This window comes from Nonomuraea sp. NPDC048882, from assembly GCF_040649755.1.
Classification (GTDB): domain Bacteria; phylum Actinomycetota; class Actinomycetes; order Streptosporangiales; family Streptosporangiaceae; genus Nonomuraea; species Nonomuraea maheshkhaliensis.
In genome coordinates this window covers 101,213-117,841 of the sequence record NZ_JBEZGB010000021.1, presented here as the reverse complement: position 1 = coordinate 117,841, position 16,629 = coordinate 101,213, and the positions used below count along the sequence as shown (strand labels likewise).

General features: G+C 71.9%; 13 protein-coding genes. 8 read left to right on the top strand and 5 right to left on the bottom strand.

Annotated features, from left to right (window positions below; all coding sequences use genetic code 11):
* The first annotated feature begins 218 nt into the window (after positions 1 to 218).
* Positions 219 to 2,774, top strand: a complete 2,556-nt coding sequence (locus AB0C27_RS47415; RefSeq protein ID WP_357859825.1) for a DUF6493 family protein — start codon at positions 219 to 221, stop codon at positions 2,772 to 2,774.
* Between the two features lie 262 nt (positions 2,775 to 3,036).
* On the opposite strand, the gene AB0C27_RS47410 is transcribed toward AB0C27_RS47415, so the two are convergent.
* Together AB0C27_RS47410 and AB0C27_RS47405 are read right to left on the bottom strand one after the other, a co-directional pair.
* Positions 3,037 to 3,876, bottom strand: coding sequence for a class I SAM-dependent methyltransferase (locus AB0C27_RS47410; protein ID WP_357859822.1), 840 nt, complete (start codon positions 3,874 to 3,876; stop codon positions 3,037 to 3,039).
* Between the two features lie 184 nt (positions 3,877 to 4,060).
* Complete coding sequence (locus tag AB0C27_RS47405; protein WP_357859819.1) at positions 4,061 to 5,617, bottom strand: AlkA N-terminal domain-containing protein; 1,557 nt, start codon at positions 5,615 to 5,617, stop codon at positions 4,061 to 4,063.
* Between AB0C27_RS47405 and AB0C27_RS47400 the strand changes: the two genes are divergently transcribed.
* From AB0C27_RS47400 to AB0C27_RS47385, 4 genes are all read left to right on the top strand, one after another.
* A complete protein-coding gene (locus tag AB0C27_RS47400) occupies positions 5,616 to 6,971 on the top strand; it encodes an MFS transporter (RefSeq protein ID WP_357859816.1) in 1,356 nt (451 codons plus the stop codon). The two genes, AB0C27_RS47405 and AB0C27_RS47400, sit on opposite strands and share 2 nt — an antisense overlap.
* Positions 6,972 to 7,151: 180 nt before the next feature.
* Complete coding sequence (gene dnaE, locus AB0C27_RS47395; RefSeq protein WP_357859813.1) at positions 7,152 to 10,697, top strand: DNA polymerase III subunit alpha; 3,546 nt, start codon at positions 7,152 to 7,154, stop codon at positions 10,695 to 10,697.
* Positions 10,694 to 11,152, top strand: coding sequence for a DUF6300 family protein (locus tag AB0C27_RS47390; RefSeq protein WP_357859810.1), 459 nt, complete (start codon positions 10,694 to 10,696; stop codon positions 11,150 to 11,152). Before dnaE ends, AB0C27_RS47390 begins: the two co-directional genes overlap by 4 nt.
* 110 nt (positions 11,153 to 11,262) lie before the next feature.
* A complete protein-coding gene (locus AB0C27_RS47385; RefSeq protein ID WP_357859807.1) occupies positions 11,263 to 11,697 on the top strand; it encodes a GNAT family N-acetyltransferase in 435 nt (144 codons plus the stop codon).
* Positions 11,698 to 11,844: 147 nt separating this feature from the next.
* Here the strand turns inward: AB0C27_RS47385 and AB0C27_RS47380 are convergent, their stop codons facing one another.
* Entirely contained in the window at positions 11,845 to 12,453 is a 609-nt protein-coding gene (locus tag AB0C27_RS47380; protein WP_357859804.1) for a TetR family transcriptional regulator, read from the bottom strand.
* A 98-nt stretch (positions 12,454 to 12,551) separates the two neighbouring features.
* Here AB0C27_RS47380 and AB0C27_RS47375 point away from each other — a divergent pair, with 98 nt between their 5' ends.
* Positions 12,552 to 13,697, top strand: coding sequence for an NAD(P)/FAD-dependent oxidoreductase (locus tag AB0C27_RS47375; RefSeq protein WP_357859801.1), 1,146 nt, complete (start codon positions 12,552 to 12,554; stop codon positions 13,695 to 13,697).
* Positions 13,694 to 14,350: a DUF3159 domain-containing protein gene (locus AB0C27_RS47370; protein ID WP_357859798.1), complete on the top strand. Its 657-nt coding sequence runs from the start codon at positions 13,694 to 13,696 to the stop codon at positions 14,348 to 14,350. Before AB0C27_RS47375 ends, AB0C27_RS47370 begins: the two co-directional genes overlap by 4 nt.
* A gap of 158 nt (positions 14,351 to 14,508) precedes the next feature.
* Here AB0C27_RS47370 and AB0C27_RS47365 read toward each other — a convergent pair whose 3' ends face one another.
* Together AB0C27_RS47365 and AB0C27_RS47360 are read right to left on the bottom strand one after the other, a co-directional pair.
* Positions 14,509 to 14,982, bottom strand: a complete 474-nt coding sequence (locus tag AB0C27_RS47365; RefSeq protein ID WP_357859796.1) for a VOC family protein — start codon at positions 14,980 to 14,982, stop codon at positions 14,509 to 14,511.
* A gap of 93 nt (positions 14,983 to 15,075) precedes the next feature.
* A complete protein-coding gene (locus AB0C27_RS47360; RefSeq protein ID WP_357859794.1) occupies positions 15,076 to 15,996 on the bottom strand; it encodes an AEC family transporter in 921 nt (306 codons plus the stop codon).
* Positions 15,997 to 16,218: 222 nt separating this feature from the next.
* Between AB0C27_RS47360 and AB0C27_RS47355 the strand changes: the two genes are divergently transcribed.
* Positions 16,219 to 16,602, top strand: a complete 384-nt coding sequence (locus AB0C27_RS47355; protein ID WP_357859790.1) for a hypothetical protein — start codon at positions 16,219 to 16,221, stop codon at positions 16,600 to 16,602.
* Positions 16,603 to 16,629: the final 27 nt, after the last annotated feature.

Below are 16,629 nucleotides of genomic sequence, written 5' to 3'. Positions count from 1 at the left end.
CCAGGGGCGGGCGGAGGCCCGTCGAGACCGCGCCGGGGCAGGCCGGGGAGCCGTCGTGATCTCGCCGGGGATGCCGAAGACCGTCGTGACCGACCCCGGAATTGTCGTCCCCGCTCGCTAGTGTCCCGATCATGGTCGGCGCGTGGCCATGATCACGCCGCGTCCGGCCGTCCCCGTACAGTACGGAGGCGTCGGCGCCTCCATCAGGAGGTGCAGGCGTGGACGCGTGGGTGGACGTGCGCAAGCTGGTACGCGCGGGCGACGTGACAGGCACGATCAGGACCGTCACCGAGCTGGACGCGGCCGGCCGGAAGGCGGTCGCGGCCGAGCTGCCCGCCTACGTCACCGGCGAGTCCCGCGTCGCGGGATGGGAGTCGTGGAACCGGCAGCTGACGCCGCTCGTGCTGGCCGGCGTGGTGTGCCTGGGCGGCCCGGCGGCGGTGACGTCGTGGCTGTTCAGGCGCGAGTTCCGGTGGTGGCGCGAGGCAGAGGCCGCCGAGCGGGTGCTCGGCCTGCTCGGCGACCGGCCGGTGGCCTGGCGGGCCGACCTGGCCCGGCGGATGTGCGCGCGGCTGCGGGTGCCTGAGCTGCTGCGCTGGGGGCTGGCGGCGCGGCTCGTGCGCGAGACGGGCGTCGAGCCGCCCGGCGACGACGCGTTCATGGTCGGCTGGCTGCGCGAGCTGTGCTCGGCGCCGGTCGCGGACGATCCGCTGTTCGCCGCCTACGCCGGGCGGATCTTCGAGATCGACGCGCTGGCGGAGACCGACCTGTGGCAGGTCGTCGAGACGGTCGTGCGGCTCGTGGACGCAGGCCGGCTGGACCGCGTGGCCGTCCTCGACGCGGTCGTGGGGCGGCTGCTGCGCGACGGCCCCGGCGCCCTCGTACCGCTGGCGGGCCTGCACGATCGGCTCGACCCCGACATCGACGAGGCGTACGCGCGGGCCGATGACTACGTCCGGCTGCTGCCCGCGGGGCCGGTCGCGGTGGCCGACCTGGCACTCGCGCAGCTGCGCCGGCTGGAGGAGGCGGGGCGGCTGGAGGAGGAGCTGTTCGCCGAGACGATGCGGGCGCTGGCGTTCCGGCCGGAGAAGAAGCTGCTGCGGGCGGCCATGTCGTGGGCGGGCGACGCGGTGCTGCGTGACGCCGGCAGGACCGGCACGGTGCTGGAGGCGCTGGCGCTGATCTTCGCCCAGGACACCCTCGCTCTGCAGGACCGCGCCGTACGGCTGGCCGTCAAGCTCGCGCCGGGGGCGGGGCAGGAGGCGCGCGAAGCGGTGCGCGAGGCCGCCGCCGAGCTGCCCGACGAGCTGCGGGAACGGGTCTCGGCGGCGTTCGGGGGCGGCATCGCCGCGGCCCAGGCGCCCGCCGCGCTCCCGCTCATCGTCCCCTCCGTGCCGTCGATGCCCCCGCCCATCGCCTCACCCGGCGAACTCGTCCAGGCCCTCACCGCTCTGCGCTGGGCCCAGGACGTCCACGTCTTCGAACGCCTGCTGGCGGGCCTGGCCGAGTGGTCGCACCGCGCGCCCGACGAGCTGCGCGAGGCGCTGCAACCCTGGTGGCACCCGTTGCACCCGGTCGCGTACGGCCACTACGGCAGCGAGATCCACGAAAACCTGATCGAAGCCGTCAACCGCACCTTCCTCGCCTTCGCCGCCCCCGAACACAGCAGGAGCCTCACCCTGGCCGCGTCCGGGATGCGGCGGCGCCCGGCGTCGCTCGGCCCGCTCGACCGCCTCTATCTGCGCCGCGCGATGGAGCTGCTGACGCCGTTCGAGGAGGGCACCGGCTACCCGGTCCTGCTGGCCACACCCACCGCCGGCACCGGCCACCTCGACCCGGCCACTCTGCTCGACCGGCTGGAACTGCTGGAGGCCGAGGGCGTGCACGCCCTGCCGGCCGACCTGGCCCAGGCCCTGCTCCGGCTGCCCCGCACGTTCACGGAACTGGAGGTGGAGCGGGCGGGCCGCCTGACGTCGGAGGCGGGCCGCGAGTGCGCGACGTGGATGCGGAACGGCGGTTTGACCGATCCGCCGGTGAACATGTCCGTACGGCGATGGCGCCGCTACTACCAGACGGGCTGGCACCTGCTCCAGGCGGAGCCCGAGACCCCCGACGGGCTGCCCGAGGAGATCCGCGCCGTGTTCGAGGTGCAGTCCGGCCACAGCTACACCCTCACCTGGTGGCCGCTCGCCCTGCCCGCCCACCGGGAGCTCGCGGCGGCACACCTGGCCGGCTACCTGCCGTCGTCCATGGGGTCCAGCGACGGCCAGACGCGGGCGCTCGCCGTCCTCGCGCACGGCGACGGCCCGCTCGGCCTCGCGACGGCCTACGCCCTGGCCTGCGGTATGAGCCACGAGAAGACCGGCGAACGAGTCGCCGCCACCGACGCCTTCCTCACCCTGGCCGCGCGCGGCGAGGTGCCGGCGCGGGAGCTGGGGAAGGCGGTGACGGACCTGGTCACGCAGGAGTTCATCCGCCTCAACCGGGTGGTGTCGGTCCTCGACGACGCCACCCAGGCCGGGGCGCACGAGGCGGTGTGGGCGGTGATCACCCACGTGCTGCCCGGCCTGCTGCCGAAGGAGGGGGAGCGCCCACGAGCCGGGGCAGCGGACCTGCTGGCGGCGGGGGCGCGAGCCGCCCGGATCGCGGGGGCCCGGGCGGACCTGCCGGAGGTGGCGGCGGTCGCGGCCCGCAAGGGGTCGTCCAGGCTCGTCCTGGAGGCGCGGCGGCTGATCGGGATCGCCGGCGCGTTACCGCAGAAATCTACAACGTAAAGGCGGTCGCCGTTTGCCGTCTACATGGAGAACAGACCCCCAACGGCAGCCGACGACGTGACCGGACGGCGGGGCCGCTGGGATCGCTTGGCGGAAGCAGGTCGCTCAAGCGGGGCCGGGCGAGTAGCGGAGGCGAACTGTTCAGGGGGCGGGGGCAGGGCGGTCAAGGGAGACGGTGAGCTCGGGCGAGTGGCAGAAGGGGAGCGGGAGCGCTCAGGGGAGGCGGTGAGCTCGGGTGAGCGACGGAAGGGGGTGGGAGTGCTCAGGGGAGGCGGGTCGCGGTGACGGTCATCGTGGCGTACGGCAGGGTGAAGCGGCCTCCGACGGCGTCGATGGCGGCACCGACGGCGTCCAGGATCGGTGCCAGCTCCTCGGGTGGGAGCCGGGTGAGGGTGCCCGAGGTGGGGAGTTGGTCGAGCCACTCGTCGCGGGTGTAGGTCCGCTCCCAGTCGTGCCGCCACTGCTCGGGCTCCGCGAAGCCGCCCGCCTCGCGGATGCCGTTCGCGGCCTTGGTGAGCAGCGGCTGGTAGGCGTCGAGTGACTGGCCGGGCGCCTGGCCGTTGACCGGCGAGCCGGGCATGGCACCCCGGAAGGCCGCGGTGAAGGCCTCGAACACCTCGGCAGGCAGTTGGTAGACGTGCCAGAAGGCCGCCAATCGGCCGCCAGGGCGCAGGACCCGTGCGGCCTGGGTGACGCCGGCGATCGGGTCGATCCAGTGCCAGGCCGTTCCGGCGGCGACGACGTCGAAGGTGCGGCCGTTGGGGTCCCACGTCTCGAACGTCGCCTCCTCGACGTCGAGCCCGCCCCGGCGAGTGAAGGCGGCCATGCGCGCGTCGGGCTCGACACCCAGCACGGTGCAGCCGGCGGACAGGAACTGGCGCGAGGCGGTGCCGGTGCCGCAGCCGACGTCGAGGACGTCGCGGCCCGGGCTGGTGGCGATGATCCGCTCGATCAGGGCGTCCGGGTAGGCGGGCCGGGTGCGGTCGTAACGTTCGGCATCGACCCCGAAGGACTCGGCCATCTCCCGCTGCCGGTGGGAGTGCGCGACGTGCTCGGGGGTGGACGTGGACGTACGGCCGGAGCCCGGCGTAGAAGTGGTCATGCGCCCACTATAAATGGGCAAGCGCCCACTATGTCAATCGGCACCTGGGTACGCATGACCACGGCAGGACTGATGTGCTGTCGGCTGGAGTGGGAAGGGAAGACCGGGGCGCTGTCAGTCGGAGGGTGGAAGGGGTCGGCCGGGGGTGCTGTCGGTGGAAGGGCGGAGGAGGCAGGCACGCGGGCTACGCATGCACGGCGCGGGCGTGTGGCGGGCGCGTTGGGGAGTCGGTTTCGGAGGCGTTGGATGTGGAGGGCATGAGTGCCAGGTACTGCATGGCGTACGAGCGCCAGGGGCGCCACCGGGCGGGATCGGCCGCGAGGCGGTGTACGGCGCGGCGTGTCGGCAGGCCGGGGAGGAGGACGTCAGGGTCGCCGAGGACGTTCATCCGGATGCGGGAGAGGGCCCACGCGCTCATTCCCGGGAGGTCGCGCAGTTGTTTGCGGGCCTGGGCGGGGTCGCAGCCGGGGTCCAGGCTGAGGGTGCCGTCGGCCAGGGCGCGGGCCAGGGCTCGTCCGGTGTGGCCGGTGGACGTGGCGTCTGCCAAGGTCGGCATGTCGGGAAACAGGTGGGTTATCGGGCCGAATGGGGTGGCGAGTGGGCGGCCGTACGTGGTGACCAGGTCGGCGAGCCGAGCCCGCGCCGTCGCGGCTCGCGTTCGGTGGCTGAGGATGGCCCGGATCGCCGGTTCCCCGGGGTGGGCGCAGCCTGGTACGCGGAGGCCGGGGTGGGCCGCCACCAGCGGCCCCAGTGCCGGGTCCGCGCCGAGGAAGGCGTCGATGGCCTGCTGGTCCGCGTCCAGGTCGAGCAGTCGCCGGCAGCGCTGCACCGCGGCGGCGAGGTCTCTGAGGTCCTCCAGTCGCAGCGCGCAGAGCACGTGACCGGTCCCGGGGCGCAGCGTGATCACGCCGGCGCCGTGCGGCAGCGACAGTGACCTGCTGTAGGCGTCGCCGTCGTAGTGCTCGATGCCGGGGACGGCCCGCGCGCCCAGGCAGGCCAGCATCGCCGGCACGTCCATGGGTGGCCGGTAGGCGAGCTGGACCGTGGTGGCCCCCGGCGGCTGGGCGACGTTCCCGGGGCCGCGCAGCCGGGTGGGCGTCGTCGCGTACACCTGCCTGATGGTGTCGTTGAACTGCCTGATGCTGGCGAACCCGGCGGCGAAGGCCACGTCGCTGATCGGCAGCGGGCCGGCCTCCAGCAACATCCGCGCGGTCTGCGCCCGCCGCGTCCTGGCCAGGGCCTGGGGTCCGGCGCCGACCTCGGCGACGAGCCGGCGGTGCACCTGGCGTGGGCTGTAGCCGAGGCGGGCGGCGAGTCCGGTGACGCCTTCGCGGTCGACGACCCCGTCGGCGATCAGCCGCATGGCCCGGCCGATCAGGTCGGTACGCGTGTTCCACTCCGGCGACCCGGGAGCCGCGTCTGGACGGCACCTCTTGCACGCCCGGAACCCGTTGACCTGCGCCGCCGCCGCGGTCGGGAACAGCCGCACGTTCTCCGGCTTCGGCATGACGGCCGGGCAGCTCGGGCGGCAGTAGACGCGGGTCGTGGTGACGGCGACGTAGAACCATCCGTCGAAGCGCGGGTCACGGCTCCGCATGGCCGCGTACGCCACCTCGTCCTCGATCACCCCATCAAGCGTGCCACAGGGCCGGTAGCACGACTGGCGGGCATCGGACGCCGACCGTTGACGGCCGATGCCCGCCAGCGCCGGCGAGGAGCTGGACCCAGGGTTGGTCCGCATGATGGTGAACGATGTCGCCGGCGGCCGCCTGGCCGCATACCGGCGAGCGCTGTCGCGGCGTGACTTCCGCGTACTCTGGCTGGGTTCGTCCGTCTCGCTCGTGGGCGACGGGATGACGTTCGTCGCACTGACGTGGCTGGTGTTGTCCCAGCCTGACGGGGTGCGGCGGCTCGGGCTGCTGACCGTCTGTCACACGCTGCCGGTGTTCGTGGGCGGGCTGCTGGCCGGGCCGGTGCTGGACCGGTTCGACAAGCGGCATGTGCTGGCGGTCGACAGCGTGGTCCGGGGCGCGGCGATGGCGTCGATCCCGGTCGTGTCGCTGCTGGGCGAGGTGCCGCCGGCGATGCCGTTCGTGGTGGCGGCGGTGTACGGGTTGTTGAAGATGGTGCCGCTGGCCGGGTTCCCCGCGGCGATTCCCGACCTCGTGCCCGAGCAGGACCGGGACGCGGCCAACGCGCTGGAGAGCCTGAGTTTCAGCCTTTCGGGGATGATCGGGCCCGCTCTGGGCGGTGTTCTGATCGCCGGGTTCGGTGGTGAGGCCGTGCTGGCCTTCGACGCGATCTCCTACGTGGTGTTCGCGGTCGCCGCCCTAGCCGTCCGCCGCCCCCTCGGTGTCCCGCGCCCTCTCGGCGTTCCGCGTCCCCTCGCCGTCTCGCGCCCTCTCGGCGTCCCGCGTCGCCTTGCCGTCCGCCGGCCCTTCGCCACCTGCCGGCCCTTCGCCGAACGCCGCGCCGTCCGCCGTCCCCTCACCCCGCAGGCGGCCCAGGCGCCGGAGCCGGACGGGTCGCATGGCGCGCTCGTGACCCTGCTGCGTGACCGGGTCCTGGTCGCGACCACGCTCGCGTTCATGGCCTTCAACATCGCCGTCGGCATGCTCCTCGTCACCGGCCCCTGGCTGGCCAAGACCCAGCTCCAGGGCGGCCCGCAAGCCCTGGGCCTGTTGCTCGCCGCCCTGGCGGCGGGCGAGCTGGCCGGCGCGGCGGTCGCCGGCGCCAGGACTCCGCGGGCCCGCCCGCTCAGGGCCATCGCCGTGGTCCAGCTCGTCGCCGCGGCCGGCTTCCTGGCGCTGCTGACCGCCCCGCTCACGATCACCGTGGCCGCGGGCTTCCTCGTCATCGGGATGTTCAGCGCGCCCATGACCATCTGGGCGCAGTCGCTACGCATGGCGCGCATCCCCGCGCACCTGCGCGGCCGGGGCTTCGCGATCCTCAGGACGCTCATGCAGGCGACACCGCCGATCGGCGCCGCGATCGTCACGCCACTCCTGGCCGCGGGCCTGCTCGGCCCGGCCGCGCTCGTCATGGCCCTCGTCGCGGCCGTGCCCGCCGTCGTCCTGCTGAGCATGAGGCACTGAGGCACGGCCGTGCCCGCCGCAGCCCTGCCGGGCATGAGGCACTGAGGCACTGAGGCGGTACGCGGTCCGTTCCACAACCGATGGTTGTGAGTTCACGTCGTGTCGATTGTTGGACAACCCCTCCGGCTTGGGATCGAATACTCGCTCGCGGGACAGAGCCGACAACCGGAGGGCGTGGTCGTGGAGAGGTCGTTCGTGCACCTGCACGTGCACACCGAGTACAGCATGCTGGACGGCGCCGCCAAGGTGGGCCCGCTGATGGACGAGGTGGCGCGGCTGGGGATGCCGGCCGTGGCGATGAGCGACCACGGCAACGTGCACGGCGCGTACGAGTTCTACCACGCGGCGGGAAAGGCGGGGGTCAAGCCGGTCATCGGCATGGAGGCGTACGTCGCCCCCGCCTCGCGGCGCCATCGCGGGCCGGTCTACTTCAGCGACGACCTCACCCTGCGCAGATCTGACGACGAGACCGGCGCCGGCGGCGACGTGTCCGGGCGCGGGCTCTACACGCACATGACCATGTGGGCGGCCGACGCGCGGGGGTTGCGCAACCTGTTCCGGCTGCAGTCACGCGCCTGGCTGGAGGGGCATGTCCAGAAATATCCGCGCATGGATGATGAGCTGCTGGCCGAGCACGGCCAAGGCGTCATCGCCACCACCGGCTGTCCGTCCGGCGAGGTGCAGACCCGGCTCCGCCTCGGCCAGTACGACCAGGCCAGGGCCGCCGCCGCCCGCTACCGCGACATCTTCGGCGCCGGCGACTACTACCTCGAACTCATGGACCACGGCCTGCCCATCGAACGCCGCGTCCGCGAGGACCTGCTGCGCCTCGGCCGCGAGCTGAACCTGCCGCCGCTGGCCACCAACGACTCCCACTACGTCACCGAGGACCAGGCCCGCGCCCACGACGTGCTGCTGTGCGTCGGCACCGGCAAGCGGCTCGACGACGCCGGCCGCTTCCGCTTCAGCGGCAGCGGCTACTACGTCAAGCCGGCCGAGCTGATGCGCGCGCAGTGGGACGCGGAGGTGCCCGGCGCCTGCGACAACACGCTGCTCGTCGCGGAGCGGATCGGCGAGTACGGGGAGGTGTTCGCCCACCGCGACCTGACGCCCCGCTTCCCCGTACCGGAAGGGGAGAGCGAGTCGAGCTGGCTGCGCAAGGAGAGCCTGGAGGGGGCGCGCCGCCGCTACGGCGCGAACCCGCCGCCCGAGGTGCTGGAGCGCATCGACTACGAGCTGTCGGTGATCGACGCGATGGGCTTCCCCGGCTACTTCCTGGTCGTCGCCGACATCTGCCGGTACGCCCGCGAGCAGGGCATCGGCCTGGGCCCGGGCCGTGGCTCGGCGACGGGGTCGATCGTCGCGTACTGCACGGGCATCACCCAGCTCGACCCGATCGAGCACAAGCTCATCTTCGAACGCTTCCTCAACCCCGAGCGCATCTCGATGCCGGACGTCGACCTCGACTTCGACGACCGCCGCCGCGACGAGATGATCGAGTACGTCACCCGCAGGTACGGCAACGACCGCGTCTGCCAGATCGTCACCTTCGGCACGATCAAGGCCAAGGCCGCCATCAAGGACTCCTGCCGTGTGCTCGGCCTGCCGTACGCGCTGGGCGACCGCATCACCAAGGCGTTCCCCGCGGCCGCCGGCGGCAAGGAGATCCCTCTGGCCGCCATCCACGACGAACGCCACCCCCGCCACGGCGAGGCGGCCGAGCTGCGCCAGCTGTATGAGCAGGACCCCGACGTCAGGCGGATCGTCGACACGGCGGCCGGCATCGAGGGCCTGACCCGCGGCACCGGCGTCCACGCCGCCGGGGTGATCCTGTCCAGCGAGCCGCTGCTGGACGTGATCCCCCTGGCCAGGCCGAAGGGCGACGGTCCGGTGGTCACCGGGTTCCCCTTCACCCAGGCCGAGGAGATGGGCCTGCTGAAGATGGACTTCCTCGGCCTGCGCAACCTCACCGTGATCGGGGACGCCATCGCCGGCGTGCGCGCCAACAAGGGCATCGACATCGACATCCTCGGCGTCCCGCTCGACGACCCCGCCACGTACGAACTGCTCGCCCGCGGCGACACGCTCGGGGTGTTCCAGCTCGACAGCGGCGGCATGCGGGTGCTGCTCAAGCTCATGCAGCCGACGACGTTCACCGACATCGCGGCGGTCAACGCGCTCTACCGGCCGGGCCCGATGGAGATGAACGCCCACACCAACTACGCCCTGCGCAAGACGGGCAAACAGGCCGTCGAGCCGATCCATCCCGAACTGGAAGAGGCGCTCGAACCCATCCTGGGCGACACCTACCACCTGGTCGTCTTCCAGGAGCAGGTCATGGCCATCGCCCAGCAACTCGCCGGCTACTCGCTCGGCGCCGCCGACATGCTGCGCCGGGCCATGGGCAAGAAGAAGAAAGAGGTCCTGGACGCCGAATGGGACCGCTTCGCGGCGGGCATGCGCGGACGCGGCTTCTCCGCCGGCGCGATCAAGGCGGTTTGGGACGTGCTCGTGCCCTTCAGCGGGTACGGCTTCAACAAGTCCCACACCGCCGGCTACGGCCTCGTCTCCTACTGGACCGCCTACCTCAAGGCCAACCATCCCAGCGAATACCTGGCCGCGCTGCTCACCTCCGTCGGGGACGACAAGGACAAGATGGCCGTCTACCTGGCCGACTGCCGGCGGCTCGGCATCAAGGTGCTGCCGCCCGACGTCAACGAGAGCCTGCTCGACTTCGCCGCCACCGGCTTCGACATCCGCTTCGGGCTGGGGGCCGTACGCAACGTGGGGGCCAACGTCGTGGACGCCATCGTCACCGCCCGGCGGGCCGAGGGGCCGTACACCGATTTCGACGACTTCCTGGCCAAGGTGCCCGCCGTCGTCTGCAACAAGCGCGTCATCGAGTCGCTGGCCAAGGCGGGCGCCTTCGACGGCCTCGGACACCACCGCAAGGGCCTGGTCGCGGTGCACGAGCAGGCCGTGGACGCCGTCGCCGACGTCAAGCGCAATGCCGCGTACGGCCAGGACTCCCTGTTCGGCGAGGCCGGGCGCGCCGGGGCCTTCACCGTCGCGATCCCGGAGGGGGAGTGGGACCAGGCGACCCTGCTCGCCTTCGAACGCGAGATGCTCGGCCTGTACGTCTCCAGCCATCCGCTCGACGGCGCCGAGCCCGTCCTGGAGGCCCATCGCGACACCACCATCGCCGGCCTGCTCGCCTCGGGACGCCCGGACGGGGCGGCCCGGATCAGCGGCATCGTCTCCGGCCTGCAGCGCAAGGTCACCAAGCAGGGCAGCCCGTGGGCGATCGTCACCGTCGAGGACCACGACGCCGCCGTGGAGTGCCTGGTCTTCCCCAAGACGTACGCCCTGTACGGGGAGACGCTCGCCGAGGATCGGGTGGTGTCGGTACGGGGGCGGATCAACGTACGCGACGAGGCCGTCAGCCTGTACGGCGAGGAGATCACCGTCCTCGACGTCACCCAGGCCGGCGCCGAGCCGCCCGTGGTCATCTCCATCCAGGAGCCGCAGCTGAACCCCCGGCTGGTGCGGGAGTTGCGGCACATCCTGAGCACGCACCCCGGCCGGGCGCCCGTCCACGTCCGGCTGCACCGGCGCGTCGGCCCGGGCGTCCTGCTGGACCTGCGGCCCTACCGCGTCACCGCGGCCCCCGCCCTGTACGGCGACATCAAGGCCCTGCTCGGCGCCACCGCGATCGGCCCCGCATGACCGGCTCGGGAGCTACCGGCATCGGTTTCCCCGACGACACCGGGACGCCGGGTGACGGCGAGGCGACCGGCGACACCGGGATGACCGGCGGCGGTGAGGCGATCGTGACCGGCGACATCGAGGTGGCCGGCGACGGTGAGCCCGGCCGGGAGTGTCCTCGGTGCCGCACCGGTGAGGTCCTGGCCGTGCTGCGCCGTCCGCACACCTGGACGAACGCGTCGGGACGGCAGGTCCGGGGGACGAGCGAGGTCCTGCTGTGCGCCCGCTGCGACGCCGGCGACCCCCTGGGCGGCCCGATCGTCGCCTACTTCGCCCGCCACCCCGTCGCACTGCCGGAACACGTCCCGGAGCTCGCCCGCCTGCTGCGCCGCTGGATCGGCGGCACGCCCCCGTCGGCCCCGTCCGGCGAGGCCCTGCGGTCGGAGGCCGACGCCTGGCACAGGGGCGAACTGTGACGGTCGCCGGCCGCGCCCGCCACACCGGAGGCGTCGGCCGCGGCGTCACGCCTGGATACGGCTGGACCGCGATGTGATGCCCGAATGAGGTCGCGGCTACCCTTGCCCGGGTGACGATCCGCCCCAGAACCTCGCAAGACCTCCCCGCATGTGTTGAAGCGCTCGCCCAGGTCCAGGCCGCCGACCGGTATCCGGTGGACTGGCCGGACGACCCGGCCGGCTGGCTGACACCTGATGACCTGGCGTCGGCCTGGATCGCGGTGGAGCCGGGCGCGGTGGTCGGGCACGTAGGGCTGACCGGGGACGGCGAGGTCGTGCGCCTGTTCGTGACCCCGGCGGCACGCGGCGGCGGGCTGGCCGCCCGGCTCCTCGAAACCGCCAGGACCGCCGCGACCGGCCCGCTCAAGCTGCAGGTGTCCTCGGAGGGCAAGGCGGCCATCGCCTTCTACGAGCGCGCGGGCTGGCGCAGGATCGGCAGCGACCGCGCCACCTGGCTCAACGCGGCCGGCGAGCCCGCCCTGGTGCACCACTACGTCAGCCCTTGACCCCGACCCGCCGCAGAGCCCGGCGACGACCCGCCCCTTTGCCTGTTTGGTCGAGACAGAGCGGCCGAGAGCCTTCGGTGATCACCTCTGTCCGTCCGGTGGCCGGACGGTGGAACCGATGCTCGGTGGCGCGCTGGTGAGCGTCACTCAGGACGATGCGGTCTGGCCGGTCAGGCAGTGCTGCACGAGTGGTCCGAACCAGCTGACCAGTTCGTCGACGGACGATGATGCGATCGGTTCGATCCGTACGATGTAGCGCGCCACGGTGAGGCCCAGAAGTTGGACGTTGACCATGCCGGCCCGCATCGCGGCGTCCGGTGTGCCGAGCAGTGTCGCCACTCGGCTGGTGATTTCCCGGTCGATGTATTCGCGGATCAAGGTTTCGGACTGGTCGTTGGTCCGGGCCGACCGGGTGAGCATCGCAAGCGGGGTGCGGCCCGATGCGTCGATGTTCTCCACGAGTGTCCGGACGATGCGCTCGCCCATGCCGTCGAGGCCGCCGGTGAAGATCGATTCGATGGCCGGCGGGAGCTGGGAGGACATCTCGACAGCGGCGGCGAACAGGCCCTGTTTGCTGCCGAAGAAGTAGAACACCATCGCTGAGTCGACTTCCGCGCGGGCGGCGACCGCGCGCACCGTGGTGCCGCCGTAGCCGTGCTCGCGGAACAGTGCACGTGCCGCGTCCAGGATCCGCTGTTTGCTTTCCGCGCCCGTTCGCCAGCGCCCGGGGCGAGCAGGGGAACTGTGTTCTGTCATGACCTGACGAGTCTATCGAAGTTTCTTCACCATAGGTGGACTTTCATGTCCGAGCCCCGGTAGCTTGAACTTCATCGGCGATGAAGAAAGGGGCTGCGATGAAGGTGATCGTGATCGGTGCCGGTCTGGGCGGGTTGACGCTGGCACAGGGCTTACGCCGGTCGGGAATCGAGGTCGTCGTGTATGAGCGAGACGGTGCACGAGGACGCGCGCAGGGCGTCAGCCTGCATGTCGACGACCGCGGCGCCAGGGCGCTGCGAGCCTGCCTGCCTCCGGCGCACGCCGCGATGGTCGAGGCCACGATGGGCGGTTCGCGCGAGCGGACACTGACGTTGTCCGAAGTGGATGGAGCGCTCACCGTGGTGGGTGCTCAGCCGTCCACCGGCGTGGCGGGCCGGCCGCGGCCCGGGCGGCAGGTTCATCGTCCGTTGCTGCGTGCGGTGTTGCTGACGGGGCTGGAGGACGTGGTTCGGTTCGGGACGGAGTTCACGCGGTTCGAGCAGCGGGCCGACGGGATGGTCCAGGTGTGGTTCGCCGACGGCGGCACGGACACGGCGGACGTGCTGGTCGGCGCGGACGGGATCGGTTCGGCGGTCCGCCGTCAGTACCTGCCCCACGCGCGGGTGGTCGACACTGGACGGCGCATGCTCATGGGCGCGACCGGGCTGCGGATGATCGCCGATACCGGGCTGCCTGAGCTGGTCGGCGACAGCCCCGCCGGCGTTCAGGTGGACGGCACGATGATGGTGCTGGGCGTGCTGCGGTTCACCGAGTCGCCGGTGGCCGCGCGGCAGCGGTGGCTGCCTGCCCTGCCTCTCGATGCGGTCACCACGGTCGAGGACTACGCGATGTGGGCTCTGCCGATCACACGGGAGCAACTCGGCCAGGCCGCGTCGCCGGCCGCGAGGTGGCGCCTGGCCAAGGAGTCGAGCGTGAACCTGCCCTCGGCCATGCGGCTGGTCCTCGCCGAGGCGTGGCCGGATCTCACGGTCGCCCTGCGCATCGGGACGATCCCGCCGATACCCGCCTGGCCCGCCGGTCCGGTGACGGTCATCGGCGACGCCATCCACCTGGCCCCGGGTTTCGGCGGCAACCTGGCCATGCAGGATGCGCACCACCTCTGCGAGGCCCTGGTCGAGACGTATCGCGGCCGGCTGGATCTGATCGACGCGATCGACGCCTACGAGGACACGATGCGCCGCAACAGCTTCTCCGCGCCTGCCGCGGTGAAGGCGGGCGCATGAGCCTCAACGTCCTGACCCAGAAGTCGTTGTCCTGGTTCGCCGCGATGGGTGGTTGGCGCACGGTCGCCGAAGGAGCCACGTCCCGGGTGTTGTTCCTGGTCGCCTATCTGGTGACCGATCAGGTGTCGACCTCCGCGCTGGTGGCGGTGGGTGGCGTGGTGGTGTTCGCCGCGGCCCGGGTGTTCACCGACCGGAAGTACTGGCAGGCAGCGGTCGGGCTGGTCGTCGTGGGCGCCTCCGCGTTGCTGGCCGGGAGTACTGGGCACGCGGTCGACTTCTACCTTCCGACCGTGCTCATGCAGGCGGGCGGGGGTGTGGTGTTCCTCGTATCGATTGTGGTGCGGTGGCCCGTGATCGGATTGGCGGTGGGGGCAGTACGCGGTGAACGCTTCGGCTGGCGGCGAGACCCTGCACGGCGACGGCGTTATCAGGTGTGCACGGCTATCTTCCTGGCGAAGTACGGCATCGCCACCATGGTGCTGGTACCTCTGTACCTGGCCGGAAAGGTGACTCCACTGGGCATCGCCGCCACACTGCTGGGCGGTGCGCCCGCAATGGGCGTCTGCGTCTATCTGTGCTGGCGAATCCTGCGCGCTCAAGCGGACCCGACGGACGCGGCCCCGGTTCCGGCTGTCATCGGGCAAAGTCACTGAGTGGGCATTTGATTTGAGTAGATTGTGGCTCGTGTTCGAGTAGGTGCCTCGCCAGGCTGGGTCAGGGCGGCAGCGGCGACCGACGCTCCCGCCTGACGCCTACCCTCCTGTCACACCCCGCGGTCCGGAATGGTCGTCGTGCCGATCAGAGGGCATCCTCAGAGCCCGGCGGCCTCGTACAGCGCGGCCAGGTCGATCTTCCGCATGCCGAGCATCGCCTTCATCGCCCCCTGCGCCGCCACCGGGTCGGCGTGGCCGAGCAGTTCCGGCAGCTGCCGGGGGATGATCTGCCAGGAAACGCCCCAGCGGTCCTTCAGCCACCCGCACTGCCCCTCCTCGCCCCCGTTCTCGGTGAGCCGGGTCCACAGCTCGTCGATCTCCTCCTGCGACTCGCAGGCCACGTGCACGGACGTGGCCTCGGTGAAGGCGGAGTCGGGGCCGCCGTTCAGCGCCATGAAGTGCTGCCCGGCCAGCTCGAACGTGACCGCCATGGCCGTGCCGGGGGTGCCGGGACCGTCCTCGCCGAACCGCTGCACCTCCAGGATCTCGGAGCCGGGGATGAGCGAGGTGTAAAGGGTCGCGGCCTCCTCGGCCTGGGTGGCGAACCAGAGGCACGTGGTGATCTTCCGCATGGTGAGTCCCTCCATCGGGAGTCGTCGTCGTGGTCGTTCACCAGAGCGTCGAACACGCCGGGCGCGGATCGACACCCGCGCGGGAAAGTTTTTCTAACCGAGGACCGCGCCGAGCGCCGCCATGATCGGGATGGACAGTCCCGTGGTCACCAGCACGGCGCCACGGGCCAGCCGCCTGCCCGTGTCGTAGGTGACGGCGTACACATAGATGTTCTGCGCGGTGGGCAGCGCCGCGAAGAGGGTGGCGGCCAGCAACTGCGTGCCCTCCAGGCCGAGCAGGCGGGCGGTCGCGTACGCCACCGCGGGCTGGGCGAACGCCTTGAGCGCCACCGCCAGGAAGATGTCCCTGGCCACGCCGTCCTCCTCAGGGGCCGGGGCGGCGCGGCGCGAGCCGTACAGGCTGAGCCCGTACGCCAGCAGCGCCACCGGCACGGCCGCGCCGCCGAGCAGGTCGATCGGGCGCATGACCGTGACCGGCAGCGCGACCCCCGACAGCGCGAACGCGAGCCCGACCAGCGAGGCCACCGTGAGCGGGTTGCGCAGCGGCAGCAGCAGCGCGGCCCGCGGCGAGCGGGAGCCCTTGTCGAGCACGAGGAAAGAGAGCGGGGTGAGCACGAGCAACTGGAAGAGCAGGATCGGGGCGACCAGGGCGGCGTCGCCGAGCACGTACAGGGAGATCGGCACGCCCAGATTGCCGGCGTTGACGTAGGAGGAGGCGAGCGCGCCGATCGTGAGCTGCCGCGCGGTACGCCGCCAGGCGAGCTTGGCCACCAGCACGAACACGAGCGCCGTGAACGCCACCGCGACGATCTGGGTCAGCAGCACCGGCGACAGCAGCGCGCTCAGGTCGGCCCTGGACACCGTGGCGAACATCAGCGCCGGGGTGGCCACGAAGAACGCCAGCCGCGACAGCACCAGCTCGTCGCTGACGCGCAGCAGGCCGATGACACCGATGACGTACCCGAGCACGGCGACCGACACCAGAGCGGCGAACGCCGCGACAACCCCCGACAACCTGTTCCCTCCAAAAGTGGACGTTCAGGAGCGTATCTGAGGGCTTTCCGGGCGTTTTGGCCGGTCCGCGCCGCTTGGGGTCTTCGGCGGGAAATGGCGTCCGGTGATGGTCATCCGGGATCGCGGGTCGTGCGAAGCAAGGGGTGGGCGGGATCGCCGTGCCCGGAGGTGTCCGTGCGCGGCGCCGGTTCCGTCCGAGGCCCCTACCTGGAGGAGACGGACATGCGTCGTACGTCGTACAAGCTCGCCCTGCCTGCCGTGGCGGCGGCCGGAATGCTGATGTTCCCCGGCGCGCTCCCCGCGTCGGCTTCGGCCACCACCTTGTCATCCGCGTCCAGCGCGGCGGCCCTCACGCTCACCGGCGGCAGCTGCGAGGGACTCGCGCGGCGCTTCCTCTGCTCGGTCGCCTTCACCGGGGCGGTCGCGCCGGTCAGCGTCCGCTGGTTCGTCGACGGGTTCCACGTGCCCGCGTACGACAACAGGACGTTCGTCGGGATCGGCTGCCAGCCGACCTTCCGTTACGACATCCGGGCGGTGATCTCGGACAGTACGGGCGCGTCCGTGGAGTTCCGCTCGTCCCCGGTCTGCCGCTCCGGCAACCCGTGACCCGCCGCACCGCCCCTGAGCAAGATC